The following is a 20,033-nucleotide window of genomic DNA, read 5'->3' as shown; positions in this document are numbered from 1 at the left end:
GTCACTTACTAGTATCAGTATAGCAAAATTCTCCTCTAACTGCTTAGGAAAGCCCTCTTAATCAACATAATCTAGTAAATAAGCGTAGCCTTTTTCTTCCATTTGGTCTTTGGAAATAAAGCGGATGGAAAGACTATTGATACAGTAGCGCAAGCCACCCTTGTCCTCTGGTCCATCTGTAAAGACATGGCCAAGGTGAGAATCTCCCACTCGGCTCCGCACTTCCATGCGCGTCATATTGTAAGACTTATCTTCCTTGTAGGTGGCAACATCTGGACTGATGGGTTGGGTAAAACTAGGCCAACCACAACCAGACTCAAACTTGTCCTTTGATGAAAAGAGGGGTTCGCCAGTTGCCACATCCACATAGATACCAGATTCAAATTTATCCCAGTAGCGGTTTGAGAAAGCCCGTTCTGTTTGATTTTTCTGAGTAATTGCATACTCCTCAGGTGACAAGGTCTTTTTCAATTCTTCATCGCTTGGTTTGGGGTATTTGCTGGCATCGATGACGGGATAGGCTGCCTGATTGACATTGATATGGCAGTAGCCATTTGGATTTTTCTTGAGGTAGTCTTGGTGGTAATCCTCTGCCACTACAAAATTCTTCAAGGTTTCCTTTTCAACTGCTAGAGGTTGGTCGTATTTATTAGCCACCTCATCAAAGACTTGGTTGATTACCTCTAAATCCTTGTCATCTGTGTAATAAACACCAGTACGGTACTGGGTTCCCACATCATTTCCTTGTTTATTTTTGCTGGTTGGATTGATAATGCGGAAATAATGAAGCAGGATTTCCTTGAGGGAAATTTGCTTGGCATCATAGGTGACATGAACAGTCTCCGCATGACCTGTTTGGTTAATCAATTCGTACTTGGTTGTTTCCCCTCTACCATTTGCATAGCCTGAAACAGCATCCGTTACTCCGGGAACGCGTGAGAAGTATTCCTCCACTCCCCAGAAACATCCTCCAGCTAGATAAATTTCATGCAAGTCTGCATCTTTACTAATTTCTGTTTTTTTCACTGTTTTTCCTCCTTGGCTAACTGATGCTTTCTCAATTTGCGAGCTATCTGTCTGCCCTGCATTTCGCATCAATAGAAAATAGAAACCGCTTATGGCTAGGAAAAAGATTCCTGCCAAAACAAACAATTTTACTTTATCATTCATGGCCTTTCTCTACCCCATTTCTTTCAATGTTTTTAAAATCATATCCTTATCCATAAAACCAGGTTGCGTTTTGACTAGCTTACCTTCCTTGTCTATAAAGGCTTGAGTTGGGTAAGAACGAACACCATAACTTTCCAAAAGTTTGCCTGACGGGTCCATTAGAACTGGGAAATTTTTATAATCCAAGCCCTTGTACCAGTTCTTAAAGTCTGCTTCAGCTTGTTCCCCCTTGTGTCCAGGAGACACCACTGTCAAGACCACATAGTCATCACCAGCATCCTTAGCAATTTCATCGGTATCTGGAAGACTGGCTAGACAGATAGAACACCAAGAAGCCCAGAATTTGAGATAGACTTTCTTGCCCTTGTAATCAGACAAGCGGTAGGTCTTGCCATCTACTCCTGTCAGTTCAAAATCAGCAACCGCCTGACCTTTAGTCGCAGTTTGTGAACTGACTTGTTCTGTTTTTGTTTGCTCCTTCATAGTAGATTCATCTGACATATTTTTAGTCGAACAGGCTGCCAAGCAACAGATTGAGCCGACTCCAAGGAGACATGTTTGCCATTTTTTCATTTCTTTTTCCTCTCTATTCAAATAATGTAGTCAAAATGGAAGCATTTCCCAAAAGAACCAAAATTCCCATCACGATAATGAGGAAGCCACCTACTTTTTTGAGAGTTCCAAGGTAGGGATGAAGTTTTCGGAAATGTTTCAAAACATAGCTGGAGGCTAGAGCTAGAACCAAAAATGGTAGTGCCAAACCCAGCGTGTAAACCAACATGAGAGCAGCCCCCTGCCAAGCACCTGAGCCACCTGAAGCCGCCAAGGCTAAAACAGAGCCCAGAACCGGTCCCACACAAGGCGTCCAAGCAAAGCTAAAGGTCAACCCTAGTAAAAATGCCTGACTATAACCGTTCCCCTTTTGCTCCTGTCTCTTTAATTGTAGCCTTCTTTCCTTGTAGAGCCCCTGAAAATGTAAGACTTCCATCTGGTGTAATCCCAAGAGAATGATAACCGCACCCGTCACATACTGAAACCAAGAGGCATACAAAAGGTCTCCTAAAAAACCAGCACCATATCCCAGTAAGATAAAGATAAAAGAAATCCCCGCTATAAAAGCCAAAGTTCTCAATAAACTAATAAGTGAGATTGAAAATTTGCCACTAGAAGCCTGAGCACCATCTTTGTCATCCAACAAGACCCCTGCATAGACCGGTAACAAGGGTAAAATACAAGGAGAAAAGAAGGAAAGAATTCCAGCAAGAAAAACACTGATAAAAAAGATAATAGTATCCATTGCCTTCCTCCATTCTTTGATTTGATAGGACTATTATAGCTCCAAAAATCAAGAAAAAATAGGGACAATGATAGGGTAAAATAGGAATTTAATCAGGTTATGTAAAAAATATTGCAAAAAAAGCCAGACACAGTCTGACTTTGATAGAAACAGAAAAGAAAATTCACTACTCTTCCCTACTTATCTGATAATAAATTAAGTCCGCCAGATATCCTTTTCTCTCTACACCATCGACAATGGTTTTTAGATAGGACATTCCAGCCTTCTCCATGACACGACCTGAAGCTGGATTAAGACTGGCATATCGTGCTCTGACCTTTTTAAAACCTGCTTGAGTAAAACAAAAGTCCAAGACAGCTTTCAAGGCCTCTGTCATCATACCATGACCCCAATAAGCCTTGCCTAGCACATATCCAATTTCACAAGAAGAATCGTTCTCATCTATTGCAACGATGCTGATATCTCCTATTACCTGCTCTGGGTTTTCTTTGAGACAAATGGCCCATTTGTAATAATTGAGATTAGCATAGGATGAAACCCATTTTCGAATCGAGTTCCGAGTAACCTCGACATCAGGATGGGGATTCCAAGTGACGTAGGTTAGATTCTCATCAGATGAAGCCCAATTCTGAAACATAGCTTCTGCATCACTTTCCACAAATCTTCGCAAGATTAAACGATCTGTGTGTAATATTTGCGTACCGATTGCTTTCATGACGCTACCTCGCTTTCTGATAAATGATTCTCTGCCCAACCTCAATTTAGATTTACTTTGCTTTTTAATTTCAAGGTAATAAGCTAAAAAGGTTTCTCGGACCTTCTTCGCTTACCTGTTTCCATGCTCAGGGTAAAAAGACTAAACTCAGTAACAACTAAAAAACAAGTTTTTCATCTAGTTCCTTGACGCAGTCGCTGTCTGGTTTGAAATACGCTCTAGCAAGCTTTTTCAAACCTAGTCATCGTTGCGGGGGTGAGACGACAAAATCGAACTCGGTGAGTTACCGAACCTTCCTCGTTTTTCTATTTTTAGACTCGGGCTAAAAAGGCCCCCCGGACCTTCTCTCACTTTCTTATTTCAAGGCGAGAGGCTGAAAACCTCCACTGGAGGTTATTCTTGCTCTCGAGTTTCAGGGCAAGAAGCTAAAAAGGTCCCCCGGACCTTTTTACTCCCAAAAGTCATCAAAGACGGTGATTGGTAAGTGGCGTTTGTGTTGGCCTTTGTGCCACCAGTTTTCAATGGTCGCTTGGGCTTCTTGGCTGATTGTTTTGCCTTCTAGGTAGTCGTCAATCTCTTCATAAGTGACTCCGAGGGCTACTTCATCAGCTAGACCTGGTTTATCTTCTTCTAGGTCTGCTGTGGGGATTTTTTCATAAAGGGCTGGGTCTGCACCAAGTTCCTTCAAGAGTTGTTTTCCTTGACGCTTATTGAGACGGTAAAGAGGGAGAATATCCGCACCACCGTCACCAAACTTGGTAAAAAAGCCTGTGATATTTTCCGCAGCATGATCTGTTCCAATTACTGCTCCACTATGGACACCCGCAAGGGCATACTGAGCAATCATACGGCAGCGAGCCTTGATATTGCCCTTGTTGAAATCTGAAACAGGACTACCTGTCGCTTCAACTGCAGCTGTCATGGAATCAGCTGATTCCTTGATATTGACCACCAAGCTAATATCTGGCTGGATAAAAGCAAGAGCCTTTTGGGCATCTGTTTCATCGGCTTGTACTCCATAAGGCAGGCGGACTGCAATGAATTTATAATTTTCATCTCCAGTTTCAGCTCGCATTTCTTCCATAGCTAGTTGAGCCAAACGACCTGCCAAAGTCGAGTCCTGCCCTCCAGAAATCCCTAGTACAAAGGTCTTTAGGAAGGGATGTTTTTTCAGAAATCTTTTTAAGAAATCAATGGAACGACGGATTTCTTTCTGGGCATCAATCACTGGTTTCACGCCCAGTTCTTGGATAATCGTTTCTTGCAAACTCATTCTTCTTCTCCTTCACCGAGGGCTTCCTTACGCATTTTGTCAATCAAGTCCATCTTGTCTTGCCATACATCACGCGCCAAATCCACTGGATAATGCTGCGGATTGAGCACGCGCTTGTACTCATCCCAAAGCTTGTCAAATTCCTTACGGGCATAAGCCTGAATCTCAGTCAAGCTAGGCAGTTTATATATCAATTTTCCGTCTTTGAAGATATCCACTAAGAGAGGAACGGCATCAAAATTGCGAACGGTCTTTTTGATATAGGTGTAAGTCGGGTGGAACATCTTGATTTCTGTCATGCTAGCAACATCCGCACCATCATAGGTAATGTAATCACCTTCTGACTTACCTTTTTCACGACTGGTAATGCGCCACACCTGCTTCTTACCTGGCGTAGAGACTTTTTCCGCATTATTAGACAGCTTGATAGTATTGCGCATGTTCCCATTTTCATCTTCGATTGCAACAATCTTGTAAACTGCCCCAAGAGCTGGCTGGTCATAGGCTGTAATCAGCTTTGTACCCACGCCCCAGACATCAATCTTGGCCTTTTGCATCTTGAGGTTGAGGATAGTATTTTCGTCCAAATCATTAGAAGCATATATTTTGGCTTCTGTAAATCCAGCCTCGTCCAGTTGCTGACGAACTTTCTTGGAAATGTAGGCAATATCCCCAGAATCAATCCGCACACCCATAAAGTTAATCTGGTCACCTAGCTCACGAGCCACCTGAATAGCAGCGGGTACCCCAATGCGAAGGGTGTCATAGGTGTCCACAAGAAATACACAGTTTTTGTGGGTCGCAGCATAAGCCTTGAAAGCCTCATAATCATTGCCATAAACCTGCACCAAGGCATGGGCATGAGTCCCCAAGACAGGAATGTCAAAGAGTTTACCAGCGCGCACGTTGCTGGTTCCATTGGCGCCACCAATCACCGCTGCGCGTGTTCCCCAGATAGCCGCATCCATTTCTTGAGCCCGACGTGTCCCAAACTCCATCAAGGGTTCATCTTCAATAACCGAGCGAATACGAGCTGCCTTAGTCGCCACTAATGTCTGGTAGTTGACGATGTTCAAAAGAGCCGTTTCGACCAATTGACATTGGGCTAGAGGACCTTCCACCTGCACAATCGGTTCATTAGCAAAAACCAAGTCCCCTTCTTGGGCAGAACGAACGGTCAACTCCAACTTGAAATTGCGGAGGTAGTCCAAGAATGCCCCATGATAGCCTAGCGACTCCAAATAGGCAATATCACTATCTGAAAAACGCAGGTTTTCAAGATAACTCACAATTCTTTCCAAACCTGCAAAAACCGCATAGCCATTCTTAAAAGGCTGCTGGCGGAAATAAACCTCAAAGACCGCCTTTTTATTGTGAATCCCTTGGTCAAAGTAAACCTGCATCATGTTAATCTGGTACAAGTCCGTGTGCAATGTCAAACTATCATCTGGATACATACTTTTCCTACTTCCTTAACTAGAAACCCATGAAAATTTTCAAGAACTTTCATGTGTTCCAATAAATTAGTACTATTATATCACATTTTAGCTGGATTGAGAAAAGAGTAACAAGCTATTCACCACTCTCCAGTTCATCCATATCTTGCTCAAATTTTTTCTGAGCCCATTCGCCATAGCTCTTCAGACCGAGATTGCCGATAAAGACCCAAGGAAGGTAAATGACATAAGTAATGACCCAAGCAGACAGGTATTTAACATTCAAAGGATTGTGCTGATAAATTTCTATGTTGAATTGATAATTCTGTAACATCAAAAGAGCCGTAATAGCCAAGTTTAGGAAAAAACAACCTAAAATCGTAAAATGAAAACGACTATAGTAGGTCACTCCCAGATAACGGGCACGATTGAAAAAAAACAAAATCCCTACTATCAGAGTATAGACTAGAAAATTCGGATTAAAAAGAGAGGGAGCTAATACAGCCACCAAATAGCTTAGAAGCACAAGTCCAATGAAGAGGGTAAAGGATTCTGCCCCAGCTTTATTGATTAGTTGTTCTTCTCTTTCGTCAAGTAATTGATAATGAATGAATTTATTTACCATCTTCTTCCTCCCAAAATACTTGGTCTAGGGTTTTCCCTAAACATCTGCAAATGGACTGGCAGAGCGAGAGACTGGGATTGTATTTCCCCGCTTCTATCAAACCAATAGTCTGGCGCGTCACCCCCACAGCCTCTGCCAATTGACCTTGAGTTAAATCAAGCTCTACACGAGCTAATTTTAATTTTAAATTTTTAGCCACCTGCGTCCTCCTTATAGTTTTAAAAAGTTGCGCCTCTTTTTAACAACATTATATCATATATCTAACTTAATGCAATATATAAATGTCATTTTGTAAAATTTTATTAACAAAAAAACTCTCGACCACAAAAAGATAGAGAGTTCTGAGTCTAAATATAGGATTTCAAAATTTCGATGACATCACTTCTTTTCTTAACCTGATAGACCTTGATTCCCAATGTGTGATTGCATTATCCTCAATATCACCTAGAAAGACACAATTTCTAGATTATAACTGCTACTTATCGATAGTTACTCATATCCATTAGTCCACCTCCATACTTATGTCAAGCCCCCTCTTTGCTTTATGATTCCATATTCTCCTTACAAATCTTTTTGGTAATAAAATCTTTTTCCTGTGTAGGGATAGTCTTGCAAAGCAAAGACTTCCTTGTAGCCATGCATTTTATAAAAATTTGGAGCTTGAAACTGGTAAGTATTGACAAAAGCAAAACGACAGTTTCGATTCTTAGCTTCAGTTTCTGCTTGCTGCAATAGTTTTGAACCGATTCCTTGCCCTCTCAGTTCCTCTTTTACAAATAAATACTCGATCTCTAGCCAATTTCCAAAAGTCTCTGCTATCAAACCTGCCAGGAGATTGCCCTTTTCATCTTCGACATAAAGATTAAGTGGCTCACTTTCAGCTTCTTCTCTTTTTGAACGGTTATAAACACGAATCAGATTCCCTATTTCTTGTGATTTATGGGATTCTTTATTTTCCAATCTAAAGTACATCCAAACCTCCTTAAATACTGTTACAGCTTGATTATAGTCTTATTTCAATAGACTGTCAAACTAGCAAAAACCCACCAACCTGAGTTGATGAGTTTCAAATCTATTTTCTAAATTTCCACTGGCTATAAATACCAAAACCGATAATCCAGATAGCTGATCCGATTGCTCCTACAAATGTAGACTCTTGTAAAAAGAGGGTTACAAAGACAAAGGCAAAGAAGAGCATGGTTAAAGGATTTAAGAAACGATAATGGGGCATGAGATAGCCATCCGCCATAAAGTCTGGTGACTTGCGGTATTTAAGGTGAGCCACCATAATCAAGATATAAATGGCGATATAGACACCTGATGATGATGCCGTAATCAAGGCAAAGGCATCGGAAACACCTGGCAAGACATTGATAAAGGCTGCTAGGGCAATCAAGATTGCTGAAGCGATGATGGCATTTTGTGGCACGTTATGACGAGAAAGAGTATCTGCCTTAATAGCCTTTAAGAATGGATTTGGCGAATCATGGGCAATCTGATACAAATGACGTCCTGTTGAGTAAAGGGTTGAGTTAAGAGCAGATGCTGCTGACGTCAAAACGACGAAGTTAATCAAGGCAGCTGCCCACTTGATACCGGCCAATTCAAACACTGTAACAAAGGGAGAATCAGCTGATGCAAGTTCACGCCAAGGAATAATGGACATAATGGCCAAGAGAGCTCCACCATAGAAAAAGACGATACGCAAAGGAATTTCCTTAACGGCTTTTGGCAAGACCTGGCGTGGATTTTTTGTTTCTGAAGTCGTTACCCCAATAAACTCAATCATGAGGTAGGCAAAGAACACCATCTGGAAGGCCATGACAAAGTTAACTCCACCATTTGGGAAGAGGGAGAAATTGTCGGCGATATTAGCCAAACTTGCTACTCCATGTGGTGTCTTAAAGCCTGTCAAGACCATAAAGACTCCTGTTGCAATCATGGCTAAAATAGCCACAATCTTGACCATAGCAAACCAAAACTCAACTTCCCCAAAGAGCTTCACCGCAATCAAATTGACCAAGGCTAGAATGGTCAAAAATCCAATCTCAATCATCCAACTTGGCCAGTTAGGGAACCAGAACTGAACATAGTGAGAGATAGCTGTGATTTCTGCCATACCGATAAAGACAACGGATAGCCAGTAAGACCAAACTGAGAAATAGCCCCAGCCCTTACCCAAATGGCGCGTGATAAAGTTGATAAAGGTATGTTGCTCAGGATCTTGGTAGAGCATTTCCCCAACAGCACGCATCATGAGGAACATGAAAGCTCCAGTAATCATATAAATCAGTACAATGGACGGACCTGTTAGGCTGATAGAGCGACCTGCTCCCAAAAAGAGTCCTGTTCCGATTGTTCCAGCGATGGCCATAACCTGCACGTGACGATTGGTCAGACCACGCTCCATCTTATTTTTTTTCTTCTTTGAACTCATAACGTCTCCAATTCAATTTAAAATGGAAAAAGGAGTGAGTGAAGCGCACTGCCTCCCCACTCCTTTTTTCTGTTTTTAGGCTGTTTTTTCAACCTTTAAGATTTTTACATCATAGCTACCGACAGGCGTTTCAATGGTTGCTGTGTCACCTGTTTTCTTGCCAATCAAGGCTTGTCCAATTGGGCTTTCATTTGAAACCTTACCTGCAAAGGCATCCGCACCAGCTGAACCTACGATAATATAAACTTCTTCTTCGTCCTCACCAATTTCTTGGATAGTAACTGTTTTACCAATCGCTACTTCGTCTTGGGCAACTGAGTCACTATTGACGATTTCAGCATAACGGATTTTTGTTTCCAAGCTAGAGATTTGTCCTTCGACAAAGGCTTGTTCATCCTTAGCTGCTTCGTACTCACTGTTTTCTGAAAGGTCACCATATGAACGGGCAATCTTAATGCGTTCTACCACTTCTGGTCGGCGGACCAATTTCAATTCTTCTAATTCTTTTTCAAGTTTTTCCTTTTCCGCAAGGGTCATAGGATATGTTTTTTCTGCCATTTTTCTCAACTTTCTTTCGATAGTATTGAATCTCTATCTGAGATTCTCATTTTTGTAGTCTTAGTTTGAACTACTATTTTGAGTAAGCTTGCTATTGACGTGCTCAGCTACATTACGATCATGTTCTTCCTGTGTAACTGCGTAATAGACTTTACCATCTGTAACATTGGCTACAAAGTAGAGGTTCTCACTCTTAGTTTGGTTGATACTTGCTTCAATCGCGTCCTGACTTGGACTATCTACTGGACCAGGCATCAAACCAGGTTTGGTATAAACATTGTATGGTGAATTAATTGATGTGTCAATTCCAGCATCGTCTGCTAGGCTGATATTTTGGCCAAGCTTCCCTTGGGCATACAAGATTGCAATATTGCTTTGAAGTGGCATACCAAGGTTCAAACGATTGTAGAAGACACCTGCAATCAACTTACGGTCTTCAGTCTTAGCACCTTCTTTTTCAACAAGTGACGCAATTGTTAGCAATTCATTAACTGTCAAGTTTTTAGACTTGATTGCACTATAGTGCGGAGTCAAGGTCTTATCCATGGCTGCCAACATCTCATCAATCAAGCTTTCAATAGTCGTGCTTTCCTTGATAGAGTAGGTCGCTGGGAAAAGATAACCTTCCAAACGGTAACGAACTCCACTTTCTTTCGTTGGCAAGCTTTCAAGTAGGTTTGGATATTTAGCAGCTTCTTTACTGATAAAGTTGTCATCTTGCACTTTAGCTAAGAAAGCTTCCGCTGTCAAAGGTTCTTTAAATTCACCTTGTAATTGGCCTACAGCTTGGGCAATTTGATCAATGGTATATCCTTCTGGAATGGTCAAATCTGCAAGTGACGGTTCTTGAGGCTGAGCTGTACCACCTTTTTGTAGTTCCTTGATGATATCCTCTGTACTCATGCTCTTTTGCAAATTGTAATATCCAGCCTTCAAATCTGAATAATTCTTATATTTTGCATAGAAAGCAAAAATCACACCGTGTTTAATCACACCAGAATGCTCAAGAGTTGATCCGATTTCTTGGACATTTGATCCCTCTGGGATTTGAACCGTTACATATTCCTTAGAATTTGCATCAACTGGTAATAAAGATGATTGAACATACTGGTAACCGAAGTAACCACCTGCCGAAATCAAGACAAGGAAAATCAGTAGAGAAATGAAGAATGCCTTCAAATGTGATTTTTTCTTCTTAACTGGTTTAACTGTCTCACGGCGACTACGTCTAGGAACTGAACCTAGGCTATCTGCCGATTCAGCTGACTCAGATAGCTCATTATCCACTGCAGGAGTACTAACTTCTTCCTGTTGTCTACTTGTTTTATACGACACCGCAACCTTTGTTGGAATCTCGTTAAATTCTTTGTCTTCGTTAAGTTTTACAGGTTCTACTTTTGGTTGAACTGGCTCAAAAATAGGTTCTACAGGTTCAACTACAGGCTCAGCAGCCGCTTCAACTTTAGATTCTGCAACTTCTTCATTTGCTGCAATTTCATCCGAAATATCATTTGAACGTAACGGAACACTAGGAGCATTCTTTAATATTTGATCCACAACAGAAAGAGAATTAGCCATCAACTCTTCTGCTGAAGGTTCATGTTCCTGAGTTGAAGGAACTACTGAATCTTCTTGAGATGAAGGAGTTTCAAAACTTGTAATCTCGTTTTCTTGCTCACTTCTATCTTGTTTTTTTACTCTCTCTAAATCACGTAAAATTTGCTCTTTAAAGCTTAATTTTTCGTCTTCTCTTGTTTTTTCACTCAAAAGTTTATCCTCCTCGTTGACAATCCATAATATTATATCTTAAAAACGAAAGAAAAGCAACCTAGCATGCTTTTCTAGCTTATTTTTTAGCGTCCCAGACCATATCATACCATGTTTCTCCTGCAAAGGTTGATTGGGACTGGCCTTCATTGACAAATCCATGTTTTTCGTAGTAGGAGATGAGATAGTCATGACAGGTTAGGTTAATACCTTCTCTTTCGTGTTCAAGAGCCAACTCTTTCAAGGCTATTAGTAATTTCTGACCAAGTCCACGGCCCTGTGCTTCCTTGGCAATAGAGAGACAGGTCACAGAGATATAGCCACCCCGTTCATGACTATAGTCTTTTATGTCTTCTGTAAAAGACTGGTCTTGCAGATAGCGGTGAGGGGCAACTGGCCCTTCTATATACCCCATGATTCTGCCCTCTTTTTCTGCAACCAGAAAGGAGGTCTGAATTTCTCGCAAATGTGCCTCAAAGACAGATCGAGGAATAGCTTCTTCTACCGAGAAATTCTCTAGTTCAATCTCAACAATCCAATCCAAATCTTCTAATTTTGCTTGTCTGATCTTCATTGTACCTCCAGATAAAAAGGATTAAACCAAATCATACTATAACCCTGGCTAGCTGCATAAAGGGAAGTTTCTTCATCAATAAAACCGTTCATTTCAAAATAGGAAAGCAGTTCATCAGGACTCTCCAAACGAATAGCTTTGTAATCCAGCTCAACTGCCATCTCTTTTAAAGCCGCAAGAAGAAGCGTTCCCAAGCCCTGTCTCTGATGGTCAGTATCAATGACTAAAGAATGTACTTTTAGACATTGCGGATTGTCTAACTGGGGACTTGATAGAATATAGCCTAAAAGTTGATTTTCATCCCTAGCTAGAAGAAAGGTATCCGTACACTTACGGATACTTTCTTCTAAAATATGGGAAGGTTGCTGCTTTTCAGCTGGAAAAGATGAGGCCTGAAGTGTCTCTACCTCAGCCAAATCAGACTTACTTGCCTGAATGATCTTAATTGGAATTTCCATGGGAAAATCCTATTGAACATTGCTTGTCAAGTTAGACAAGAGGCGCTCAAATGAGTATTCATAGGTTTGGATATCTCCTGCTCCCATAAAGACATAGACAGCATTGTCATGGTCAAGGAGTGGAGAAACATTTTCAACAGTGATCACTTGGTGTTTCTTATTGATTTTATTGGCTAGGTCTTCTACCTTAACATCACCATGGTCTACTTCACGAGCAGATCCATAAATTTGGGCTAGATAAACAGCATCCGCTTGGTTCAAAGCGTGGGCAAATTCGTCCAACAAGGCAATGGTTCTTGTAAAAGTATGCGGTTGGAAGACTGCAACAATTTCCTTGCTTGGGTATTTTTGACGCGCCGCATCCAAGGTCGCAATAATTTCTGTTGGATGGTGAGCAAAGTCATCGATAATCACCGTGTCATTGACAATTTTCTCAGTGAAACGACGCTTAACACCGGCAAATGTTTTCAAGTGTTCACGCACCAAGTTCAAATCAAATCCTGCTGTGTAAAGCAATCCAATAACGGCTGTCGCATTCATGATATTGTGTCGACCAAAGGTTGGAATATGGAATTGCCCTAATTCTTGACCACGGAAATGAACTGTGAAGGTTGAACCAGTTGTTGAACGAAGAAGATCACTAGCAACAAAGTCATTACCTTCTGCTTCAAAACCATAATAATAAATCGGAGCATCAGACGTAATCTTACGCAATTCAGCATCTTCACCGTAGATAAACAAACCTTTGGTAATTTGTTTAGCATAGTCGTTAAAGGCATTGAAAACATCCTCTAGACTTGTGAAATAGTCTGGATGGTCAAAGTCAATGTTGGTGATAATAGAGTATTCTGGGTGGTAAGGCATGAAGTGACGCTCATATTCGTCAGATTCAAAGACAAAATATTTGGCATTGGCTGAACCACGACCGGTCCCATCCCCAATCAAGAAGCTAGTGTCTGTGATATGAGACAAGACATGAGACAACATACCTGTCGTTGAAGTTTTTCCATGCGCTCCTGCTACTCCCATGCTAACAAAGTCACGCATAAAGCTACCTAGAAACTCATGGTAACGTTTGTAGCTGATACCATTTTGATCCGCATAGGCAATTTCGACGTTGTTATCTGGACGGAAGGCATTTCCAGCGATAATTTCCATATCACCGTCTAGGTTCTTTTCATCAAAAGGAAGAATAGTAATTCCTGCCTGCTCAAGACCACGTTGAGTAAAGTAATACTTTTCAACATCTGAACCCTGTACCTTATGCCCCATTTGGTGCAACATCAAGGCCAAGGCACTCATACCTGATCCCTTAATTCCGATAAAATGATATGTCTTTGACATGTTTTCTCCCCTATTCCGTAATTCTTGTCAGATTCAACTCTTGGGCAACCTGACGTTCTTGTTCTTTTTGTTGATTCTTTTTATTGTAGATTTGGCTCTTTTTCAGAAAATCATAGTTGTTTTTCTTTGGGCCTGAATTTTCTTTTGGCTCAGCTTGAGTCGAAATATTGTTCACTTCTTCCGCCAAGATGTAATGAGACTGGGTCAATTTTTGACTATATTTGACAAATTCACCAGGATTTTCCTTTTGGAAAGGCGCGGTAGGTTGATTGCCCTGTCTAACCAAATTTGGCTGAGAATGGCGTCTTGTAGGAGTAATATCCTTAGTCAGATAACTTGCTGAGCGTTTCTTTTTCAAGTCCGCACGCGCTTCTTCACGCGCCACCTCCGCATAGCTTTTTCCTTCTTTTTTAACTCCTAAACCAGACTTCTTAGGTTTCTCTACTGGCTTTTCAATCGGTTTTGCTGGTTTTTCTTCAGTAATAGGGGCCCACTCCAGATAATTCTTATCACGGTATTCTCCCTTAATATTACTGATAAAATCAGATTCATCGTAGAGATCCATAACCGGCATTTCAGTCAGCATGACCTCATCATCTGACACCAATGGAAATCGTTCTTCTCTCATTTTCTATTTCCTTTCAACACTTCATTATAGCGTATTGTCTTGATTTTTCAAGTGCTGGCTTCAGAAATTCCCAAAATTTCTCTAATTTCTGCTAGGCTGAGACTGCCACGTGACTCTGTTCCATCCAATACTTGTGACACTAGATGTTTCTTTTGTTCTTGGAGTTCCTGAATTTTTTCTTCAATGGTTCCCCTGGTCACTAAGCGATAAACCTCAACCGTTTCTTCCTGACCTATCCGATGGGCACGGCCAATAGCTTGCGCTTCCACCGCAGGATTCCACCAAAGGTCAACCAAAATAACCGTATCAGCACCTGTCAGATTCAGACCGACACCACCAGCCTTGAGGGAAATCAGAAAGGCATCTCTTTCCCCTTGGTTAAAGGCTTTGGTCATATCTTGTCTTTCCTTGGCTGGGGTCGAACCGGTAATTTTAAAGGAAGTCAAGCCCAAGTCTGGCAATTCTTGTTCAATTTTCTCCAACATTCCCTTGAACTGCGAGAAAATCAAGACACGGTGTCCGCCGTCTGCCACCTGTAGTAGCAGGTCTCGAAGACTATCTAGTTTGCCACTGGCTCCCTGATAATCTTCCATAAAGAGGGCAGGAGTGTCACAGATTTGACGCAAGCGCATCAGACCAGACAAGATTTCCACACGACTTCGCTGAAATTCCTGATCTGACACTTGAGCCAGACGGTCTCGCATCTGTTGCAACTGGGCTAGGTAAATAGCCTTTTGCTGGTCTTCCAGTTCATTTTTATAAACCACTTCGATTAAGTCTGGTAATTCAGTCAGAACTTCTTCTTTCTTACGTCGCATCACGAAAGGTTTGATAAACTGAGCAACGCGCTCAGCTGGCAATTTCATAAATTCTTTCTTGCTTGGCAAAAGTCCTGGCATGACGATTTGGAAAATAGACCACAGTTCACCCAGATGGTTTTCAATCGGAGTTCCTGACAAGGCAAAAACTGACGGCACCACAAATTGTCTCAAGGTCTGGGCAATCTTAGTTTGGGCATTTTTCATGACCTGAGCCTCATCTAAGAAAAGGAAGTCAAAGGCCATCCCCTGATAAAGCTCACTGTCCTGACGGAAGGTAGCATAACTCGTCACATAGATTTGATGGCTCTCAGCAAGAATCTCTTCACGACTAGCTTTCAAGCCATGAACAACAGCCACATCCAACTGTGGGGCAAATTTCTGAAACTCATCTGCCCAGTTGTAAATCAAACCTGACGGAGCTAAAATCAAAACCCGACTTTCTTTTGTCACCTGACTGGTCAAAAAAGCAATGGTCTGAAGGGTTTTACCAAGTCCCATATCATCAGCCAAAATCCCACCAAAACCATAATGGTGGAGCATTTGCAGCCAGCCGATTCCCTTTTCCTGATAATCTCGTAAATCAGCCTGAACCTGAGTTGCTTGTCGTGGGAAGTCCTCTGGATGCGTTAAATCCTGGGCCAAATTCTGGAATTCTTGTGAAAAAGAAACACGGTCACGCCCTTCAAAAAGATGAGCTAAACTATAGGCCAAGGATTTTCGAGCCTGCAAGGTCCCATCTTTTAATTCAAACTGTCCTAGTTCCTGTAGATTTTGGCGAATTTTCTTGGTTTCGTCATCGAAAAAGTAGACTTGATTGGAGGAATCAATGTAAAAATCTTGGTTGGCAACCAAGGCCTGCATGGCTTGGTCGATTTCCTCTTGGGCAATATCTTGAAAATCAAACTGGATTTCCAAGAGACCTCCCTTGGAAGCAATCTGCACTTGAGGACTTGCTAAACTATAAAGCTCTTCTAACTTGTCTGATAGCTCAACATTTCCGAGTTTTTCAAATACTGGAATGATTTCATGGAAGAAATGATAGACAGATTCCGCTTTTACGGCCTGACGCCAAGATTGAAAATCTGCTTCAAAGCCCGCAGCCAAACAGACTTGGAAAACTCTTTCTTCTAAGTCAGCATCACTCGAAAATGGCAATTCTTCCAGCGCTTGTCGGCTAGAGACCTGGCTGTCTCCATAATCAAACTGAATTTTTAGACGAATCCGGTTATCCTCTTCCCTGTCAAAGTAAAAAGAGGGAGCAAAAGTTTTGATTTGTAAGCGTTCTGGAGCTGAAACAGTGCCCATCTGGCCAAAGAGAGTTAGACAGGAAGCCAATTTATCGCGGTCACTGCTATCAAATTGCAGGTATTTCTTTCCGTGTTGATCCACAGGCAGCGTTTTGATTTCTTTGAGAAGACGCACCTGCTGGTCTGTTAGAAAATAAACCTGTCCTTTATGGAAAAGTACAGTCCCCTGATAAAAGACATTGACCCTAGGGCTCTCGCTGATTTCCATTTCAAAATAGTCAGAGTATTCTGTTACTGTAAAGGCAAATAGATTGGCATCCGCATTCATATCTTGAAAAAGCAGGGTTTGGTAACTATCTACTTGATGGTCAAATTGAAAATGGGGCAGGGTCATCAGTAAATTCACACCCTGCTCAAAAAAGGTCAGAGGGAAAAAAAGGTGTCGGCCTTGATTTTGGAAAAAGAGGTCTGGAGTCAGTCCTTCCTCCGTTAGTCCGCGCAAGAAAGTAAGAAGTTCTTGGCTGGCTTCATCAAAGGCTTCCCAAGACAGAGACTCCTCATAGGTCTTACCAATCATATAAGGTTTTCTCTGCTCGACAACCCTTAAAAAGAGTGGAATGTCCCGAATGACATAGTATTTTTGGCTATTGATTTGCCCGATTCTAAGGGTCCACAAGATATGATTGGTTCCTGCTTCCACTTGCCCCACAGCCGATAATTCATAGGCACGTTCTGCTTTTGGAGGCAAGATTCGGTCCAAAAATTTGCCACCCAAGGTTACCTTGGTTTCAACGGCCTCTTTTTCTTCATGACCTTCTTCCAGACTTTGCAAGATTTCCTGACCACGCTCATCATTTTTCAGAAAATGCTCCAGCGCCGCCAAGTGCACACAGTAGCCCCTCTTTTGGAAAAAATCGCAGGCACAAAAAACCAAATCATCCTCTAAACTATAGCGCAGTTCTTCTTCTGCAACGCGAGCGTAGAGCCGATTGTTCTTTTCCTTGATGATGTCAACTTTACCAGTTTCATAAAGGGCAACGCCTTCGATACGGACTTTCCCCGGAATCAATTTAGCCATATTTCTACCTTTACCTTATCTTTTTATTATACCATATTTTCCTCTATGAAAATAGCCTCCTAGGAAGACTTTTCTCCTAGAAGGCTGGATTATTAAAGTTTGGCAAAAGTCGCCACAATCCGCTGACAAACTTCTTGCAACAGAGGTTTAGGCATGGCTACATTGAGGCGGGCATGGAGACTTCCTTCCTCCCCAAAATCCAAACCACGGTTGAGGATAACCTTAGCTTCATTTCTCAACAGCTCTTGCAATCTTTCATCAGTCAGGTCATAGGCTGAAAAATCAAGCCAAATCAAGTAGGTTCCTTGCGGTTTCATAACCTTGATTTTAGTCTCTTTACCAAATAAATCCACCACATAATTGATGTGGTCTTCAAAGACTTGCTTAAGTTCCTCTAGCCAATCCTTCCCATATCGATAGGCAGCTTCTGTCGCCAAATAACCCAAGCCTGAAATTTCATGTTGATTATTGGCCAACTGGCGTTTCTGGTAAGCCAGTCTCAACTTAGGATTTTCAATGACTGCATAGGAATTTTTTGTCCCCGCAATATTAAAGGTTTTAGTGGCACTGCTCAAGACAATCGCAAAATCTTTGAAGGCAGGATTAATGGTATTGAAAGAATGGTGTTTGTGACCAAAGAGGGCCAAATCTTGGTGAATCTCGTCCGAAACCAAGAAAACACCGTGTTTCTGGCAGAGTTGGCCAATCTTTTCCAAGACTTCTTTTTCCCAAACACGTCCACCAGGATTGTGAGGGTTGCAGAGGATATAAAGTTTGACATCCTCTTCCACCAAATCCTTCTCCAGTTGGTCAAAGTCAATCTCAAACAGACCATCCTTTTCCACCAAAGAATTGGTAATCAATCTACGATTGTTCAACTTGACACTGCGAGCAAAAGGTGGATAGACAGGCGTGTTAATCAAAACAGCCTCGCCTTCTTTTGTAAAGGCTTGAATAGCTGTTGAGATGGCCGGTACCACACCCTCGATAAAGACAAGAGCCTCTTTGTCAAAGTGATAACCATGTTGTGTAGCTTCCCACTTTTGAACTTCCTTAATTAACTCTTCACTGGCATAGGTATAGCCATAAACCAGTTGATCAGCGTAAGTTTGCACGGCTTGGCGGATTTCAGGCAAGACTACAAAGTCCATATCCGCTATCCAAGCTGGCAAGACTTCGCTATCCGTTTCCGCCTCTTTCCATTTATAGGTATGGTGCCCTAAACGATTGGGCAGGCTTGTAAAATCATATTTTCCCATCTTTATCTTATCCTTCTAATGCTTGGCGCAAATCTGCAATCAAATCTCTAGCATCCTCAATCCCAATTGACAAGCGCAAGAGATCGTCTGTCAAACCATAAGAATGGCGCACTTCTGCTGGAATATCGGCATGAGTTTGTGTCGTTGGATAAGTAATGAGACTTTCCACCCCACCCAAACTTTCTGCAAAAGAGAAAACCTTGAGACTGTTCAAAATATGAGGAATGCGTGTTTCATCCGCTACTTTAAAGGAAATCATCCCTCCACGACCAGTATAGAGAACTTCCTTGACTGCTGAAGAATCCTTCAAAAAGGCAACCACTTCTTGAGCATTGGCTGTTGAACGTTCCATACGAAGAGACAGAGTCTTGAGACCACGAATCAATTGATAACTGTCAAATGGAGACAAGACTGCCCCTGTCGTATTGAGATTGTAGAAAAGCTTTTCGTATAGTTCTACACTATTGGTCACAACCACTCCAGCCAAGACATCATTGTGGCCTGCCAGATACTTGGTTGCTGAATGGAGAACGATATCTGCTCCATCTTCAATCGGACGTTGGTAGATAGGGCTGTAGAAGGTATTGTCCACCACCACTTTGGCACCCTTAGCATGAGCTAATTTTGCTAGTTTTTCGATATCAAATTCCAACATCAAAGGGTTGGTTGGGGTTTCGATATAGAGAACATCCACGTCCTTTTCTAACTCGGCAATCAACTCTTCTTCTGTATTGGCATAGGTAAAATGGAAACGGCCTTCCTGCTCCACTTGATTGAACCAGCGGAAAGAACCACCATAAAGGTCACGGACAGCCAAGACCTTACTTCCTACTGGAAAAACGCTAAAGGCCAGTACAATAGCTGACATCCCTGAGCTAGTCGCTAGGGCATAGTCTGCTGACTCGATAGCCGCCAAGACTTCTTCCGCCTTACTACGAGTTGGGTTTTTAGTGCGCGTATAGTCAAATCCAGTAGATTTACCAAACTCTGGATGCTGATAGGTCGTTGAAAAATGAAGCGGTGTCACCAAAGCTCCTGTCGCTTCATCTGTTTTAATGCCCGCCTGGGCCAAAATTGTGTTAATGTGTAATTCCTTGCTCATACAATACCTCCAAATCTATAGTAACTATTGTACCACTTATTTTCATCAACTCATTTTCTTCTTTTCAAGAGCTGGTTATAGTTTTAAACTATAGACTTATACTCTTCGAAAATCAAATTCAAACCATGTCAGCGTCGCCTTACCGTACTCAAGTACAGCTTGCGGCTAGCTTCCTAGTTTGCTCTTTGATTTTCATTGAGTATTAGCTAGTAAAGCTAAAAAGAATCCAGAAAAGCTTCCAGAT

The 20,033-nt window shown here is 41.7% G+C and carries 19 protein-coding genes; all 19 read right to left on the bottom strand.

Going from position 1 to position 20,033, the window contains the following annotated elements:
- Positions 1–57: 57 nt before the first annotated feature.
- Positions 58–1,170 (bottom strand): peptide-methionine (R)-S-oxide reductase MsrB, encoded by a 1,113-nt coding sequence (gene msrB / locus KB197_RS03960; protein WP_212573981.1) that lies wholly within the window; start codon positions 1,168–1,170, stop codon positions 58–60.
- Positions 1,171–1,179: 9 nt separating this feature from the next.
- Entirely contained in the window at positions 1,180–1,743 is a 564-nt protein-coding gene (locus tag KB197_RS03955) for a redoxin family protein (RefSeq protein ID WP_212573980.1), read from the bottom strand.
- Between the two features lie 13 nt (positions 1,744–1,756).
- On the bottom strand, positions 1,757–2,467 hold the full coding sequence (gene ccdA2, locus KB197_RS03950; RefSeq protein ID WP_125386442.1) for a thiol-disulfide oxidoreductase-associated membrane protein CcdA2: 711 nt from the start codon (positions 2,465–2,467) through the stop codon (positions 1,757–1,759).
- A 166-nt stretch (positions 2,468–2,633) separates the two neighbouring features.
- On the bottom strand, positions 2,634–3,182 hold the full coding sequence (locus KB197_RS03945) for a GNAT family N-acetyltransferase (protein WP_212573979.1): 549 nt from the start codon (positions 3,180–3,182) through the stop codon (positions 2,634–2,636).
- A gap of 448 nt (positions 3,183–3,630) precedes the next feature.
- The gene (nadE, locus tag KB197_RS03940; protein WP_125386440.1) at positions 3,631–4,455 is read right to left on the bottom strand and encodes an ammonia-dependent NAD(+) synthetase; all 825 of its coding nucleotides are present in this window, start codon (positions 4,453–4,455) and stop codon (positions 3,631–3,633) included.
- On the bottom strand, positions 4,452–5,912 hold the full coding sequence (locus tag KB197_RS03935; RefSeq protein ID WP_212573978.1) for a nicotinate phosphoribosyltransferase: 1,461 nt from the start codon (positions 5,910–5,912) through the stop codon (positions 4,452–4,454). The genes nadE and KB197_RS03935 overlap by 4 nt, the downstream gene beginning before the upstream one ends.
- A 115-nt stretch (positions 5,913–6,027) precedes the next feature.
- Entirely contained in the window at positions 6,028–6,516 is a 489-nt protein-coding gene (locus KB197_RS03930) for a DUF6773 family protein (protein WP_212573977.1), read from the bottom strand.
- Positions 6,506–6,715 (bottom strand): helix-turn-helix transcriptional regulator, encoded by a 210-nt coding sequence (locus KB197_RS03925; RefSeq protein WP_212573976.1) that lies wholly within the window; start codon positions 6,713–6,715, stop codon positions 6,506–6,508. The genes KB197_RS03930 and KB197_RS03925 overlap by 11 nt, the downstream gene beginning before the upstream one ends.
- A gap of 362 nt (positions 6,716–7,077) precedes the next feature.
- Positions 7,078–7,488 carry a GNAT family N-acetyltransferase gene (locus KB197_RS03920; protein WP_212573975.1) on the bottom strand — a complete coding sequence of 137 codons (411 nt, stop codon included), beginning with the start codon at positions 7,486–7,488 and terminating at the stop codon, positions 7,078–7,080.
- A 100-nt stretch (positions 7,489–7,588) separates the two neighbouring features.
- Entirely contained in the window at positions 7,589–8,953 is a 1,365-nt protein-coding gene (locus KB197_RS03915; protein ID WP_064276525.1) for an amino acid permease, read from the bottom strand.
- Positions 8,954–9,028: 75 nt separating this feature from the next.
- Positions 9,029–9,511 (bottom strand): transcription elongation factor GreA, encoded by a 483-nt coding sequence (gene greA / locus KB197_RS03910; protein ID WP_000818750.1) that lies wholly within the window; start codon positions 9,509–9,511, stop codon positions 9,029–9,031.
- Positions 9,512–9,571: 60 nt separating this feature from the next.
- A complete protein-coding gene (gene mltG, locus KB197_RS03905) occupies positions 9,572–11,278 on the bottom strand; it encodes an endolytic transglycosylase MltG (RefSeq protein WP_212573974.1) in 1,707 nt (568 codons plus the stop codon).
- A 79-nt stretch (positions 11,279–11,357) separates the two neighbouring features.
- Positions 11,358–11,852, bottom strand: coding sequence for a GNAT family N-acetyltransferase (locus tag KB197_RS03900; protein ID WP_049493242.1), 495 nt, complete (start codon positions 11,850–11,852; stop codon positions 11,358–11,360).
- Positions 11,849–12,310 (bottom strand): GNAT family N-acetyltransferase, encoded by a 462-nt coding sequence (locus tag KB197_RS03895; protein WP_049493243.1) that lies wholly within the window; start codon positions 12,308–12,310, stop codon positions 11,849–11,851. Before KB197_RS03895 ends, KB197_RS03900 begins: the two co-directional genes overlap by 4 nt.
- A 9-nt stretch (positions 12,311–12,319) precedes the next feature.
- Complete coding sequence (gene murC, locus KB197_RS03890) at positions 12,320–13,654, bottom strand: UDP-N-acetylmuramate--L-alanine ligase (RefSeq protein WP_020902223.1); 1,335 nt, start codon at positions 13,652–13,654, stop codon at positions 12,320–12,322.
- Positions 13,655–13,664: 10 nt separating this feature from the next.
- On the bottom strand, positions 13,665–14,282 hold the full coding sequence (locus tag KB197_RS03885) for a hypothetical protein (RefSeq protein WP_033685366.1): 618 nt from the start codon (positions 14,280–14,282) through the stop codon (positions 13,665–13,667).
- A 47-nt stretch (positions 14,283–14,329) separates the two neighbouring features.
- Positions 14,330–17,428, bottom strand: coding sequence for a DEAD/DEAH box helicase (locus KB197_RS03880; protein WP_212573973.1), 3,099 nt, complete (start codon positions 17,426–17,428; stop codon positions 14,330–14,332).
- 92 nt (positions 17,429–17,520) lie between these two features.
- A complete protein-coding gene (locus KB197_RS03875; protein ID WP_212573972.1) occupies positions 17,521–18,687 on the bottom strand; it encodes a MalY/PatB family protein in 1,167 nt (388 codons plus the stop codon).
- A gap of 7 nt (positions 18,688–18,694) precedes the next feature.
- Positions 18,695–19,789 carry a cystathionine gamma-synthase gene (locus KB197_RS03870; protein ID WP_212573971.1) on the bottom strand — a complete coding sequence of 365 codons (1,095 nt, stop codon included), beginning with the start codon at positions 19,787–19,789 and terminating at the stop codon, positions 18,695–18,697.
- Positions 19,790–20,033: the final 244 nt, after the last annotated feature.

Source organism: Streptococcus sp. 11-4097 (assembly GCF_018215285.2).
Lineage (GTDB): Bacteria > Bacillota > Bacilli > Lactobacillales > Streptococcaceae > Streptococcus.
The sequence above is the reverse complement of the archived record's forward strand: the minus strand, read 5'-3'. Positions and strand labels throughout refer to the sequence as shown.

What these genes read in the sequence shown, in the direction of transcription:
- msrB (WP_212573981.1), bottom strand. Translation starts at nt 1,170, where the DNA reads ATGAATGATAAAGTAAAATTGTTTGTTTTGGCAGGAATCTTTTTCCTA.
- KB197_RS03955 (WP_212573980.1), bottom strand. Translation starts at nt 1,743, where the DNA reads ATGAAAAAATGGCAAACATGTCTCCTTGGAGTCGGCTCAATCTGTTGC.
- ccdA2 (WP_125386442.1), bottom strand. Translation starts at nt 2,467, where the DNA reads ATGGATACTATTATCTTTTTTATCAGTGTTTTTCTTGCTGGAATTCTT.
- KB197_RS03945 (WP_212573979.1), bottom strand. Translation starts at nt 3,182, where the DNA reads ATGAAAGCAATCGGTACGCAAATATTACACACAGATCGTTTAATCTTG.
- nadE (WP_125386440.1), bottom strand. Translation starts at nt 4,455, where the DNA reads ATGAGTTTGCAAGAAACGATTATCCAAGAACTGGGCGTGAAACCAGTG.
- KB197_RS03935 (WP_212573978.1), bottom strand. Translation starts at nt 5,912, where the DNA reads ATGTATCCAGATGATAGTTTGACATTGCACACGGACTTGTACCAGATT.
- KB197_RS03930 (WP_212573977.1), bottom strand. Translation starts at nt 6,516, where the DNA reads ATGGTAAATAAATTCATTCATTATCAATTACTTGACGAAAGAGAAGAA.
- KB197_RS03920 (WP_212573975.1), bottom strand. Translation starts at nt 7,488, where the DNA reads ATGTACTTTAGATTGGAAAATAAAGAATCCCATAAATCACAAGAAATA.
- KB197_RS03915 (WP_064276525.1), bottom strand. Translation starts at nt 8,953, where the DNA reads ATGAGTTCAAAGAAGAAAAAAAATAAGATGGAGCGTGGTCTGACCAAT.
- greA (WP_000818750.1), bottom strand. Translation starts at nt 9,511, where the DNA reads ATGGCAGAAAAAACATATCCTATGACCCTTGCGGAAAAGGAAAAACTT.
- KB197_RS03900 (WP_049493242.1), bottom strand. Translation starts at nt 11,852, where the DNA reads ATGAAGATCAGACAAGCAAAATTAGAAGATTTGGATTGGATTGTTGAG.
- KB197_RS03895 (WP_049493243.1), bottom strand. Translation starts at nt 12,310, where the DNA reads ATGGAAATTCCAATTAAGATCATTCAGGCAAGTAAGTCTGATTTGGCT.
- murC (WP_020902223.1), bottom strand. Translation starts at nt 13,654, where the DNA reads ATGTCAAAGACATATCATTTTATCGGAATTAAGGGATCAGGTATGAGT.
- KB197_RS03885 (WP_033685366.1), bottom strand. Translation starts at nt 14,282, where the DNA reads ATGAGAGAAGAACGATTTCCATTGGTGTCAGATGATGAGGTCATGCTG.
- KB197_RS03880 (WP_212573973.1), bottom strand. Translation starts at nt 17,428, where the DNA reads ATGGCTAAATTGATTCCGGGGAAAGTCCGTATCGAAGGCGTTGCCCTT.
- KB197_RS03875 (WP_212573972.1), bottom strand. Translation starts at nt 18,687, where the DNA reads ATGGGAAAATATGATTTTACAAGCCTGCCCAATCGTTTAGGGCACCAT.
- KB197_RS03870 (WP_212573971.1), bottom strand. Translation starts at nt 19,789, where the DNA reads ATGAGCAAGGAATTACACATTAACACAATTTTGGCCCAGGCGGGCATT.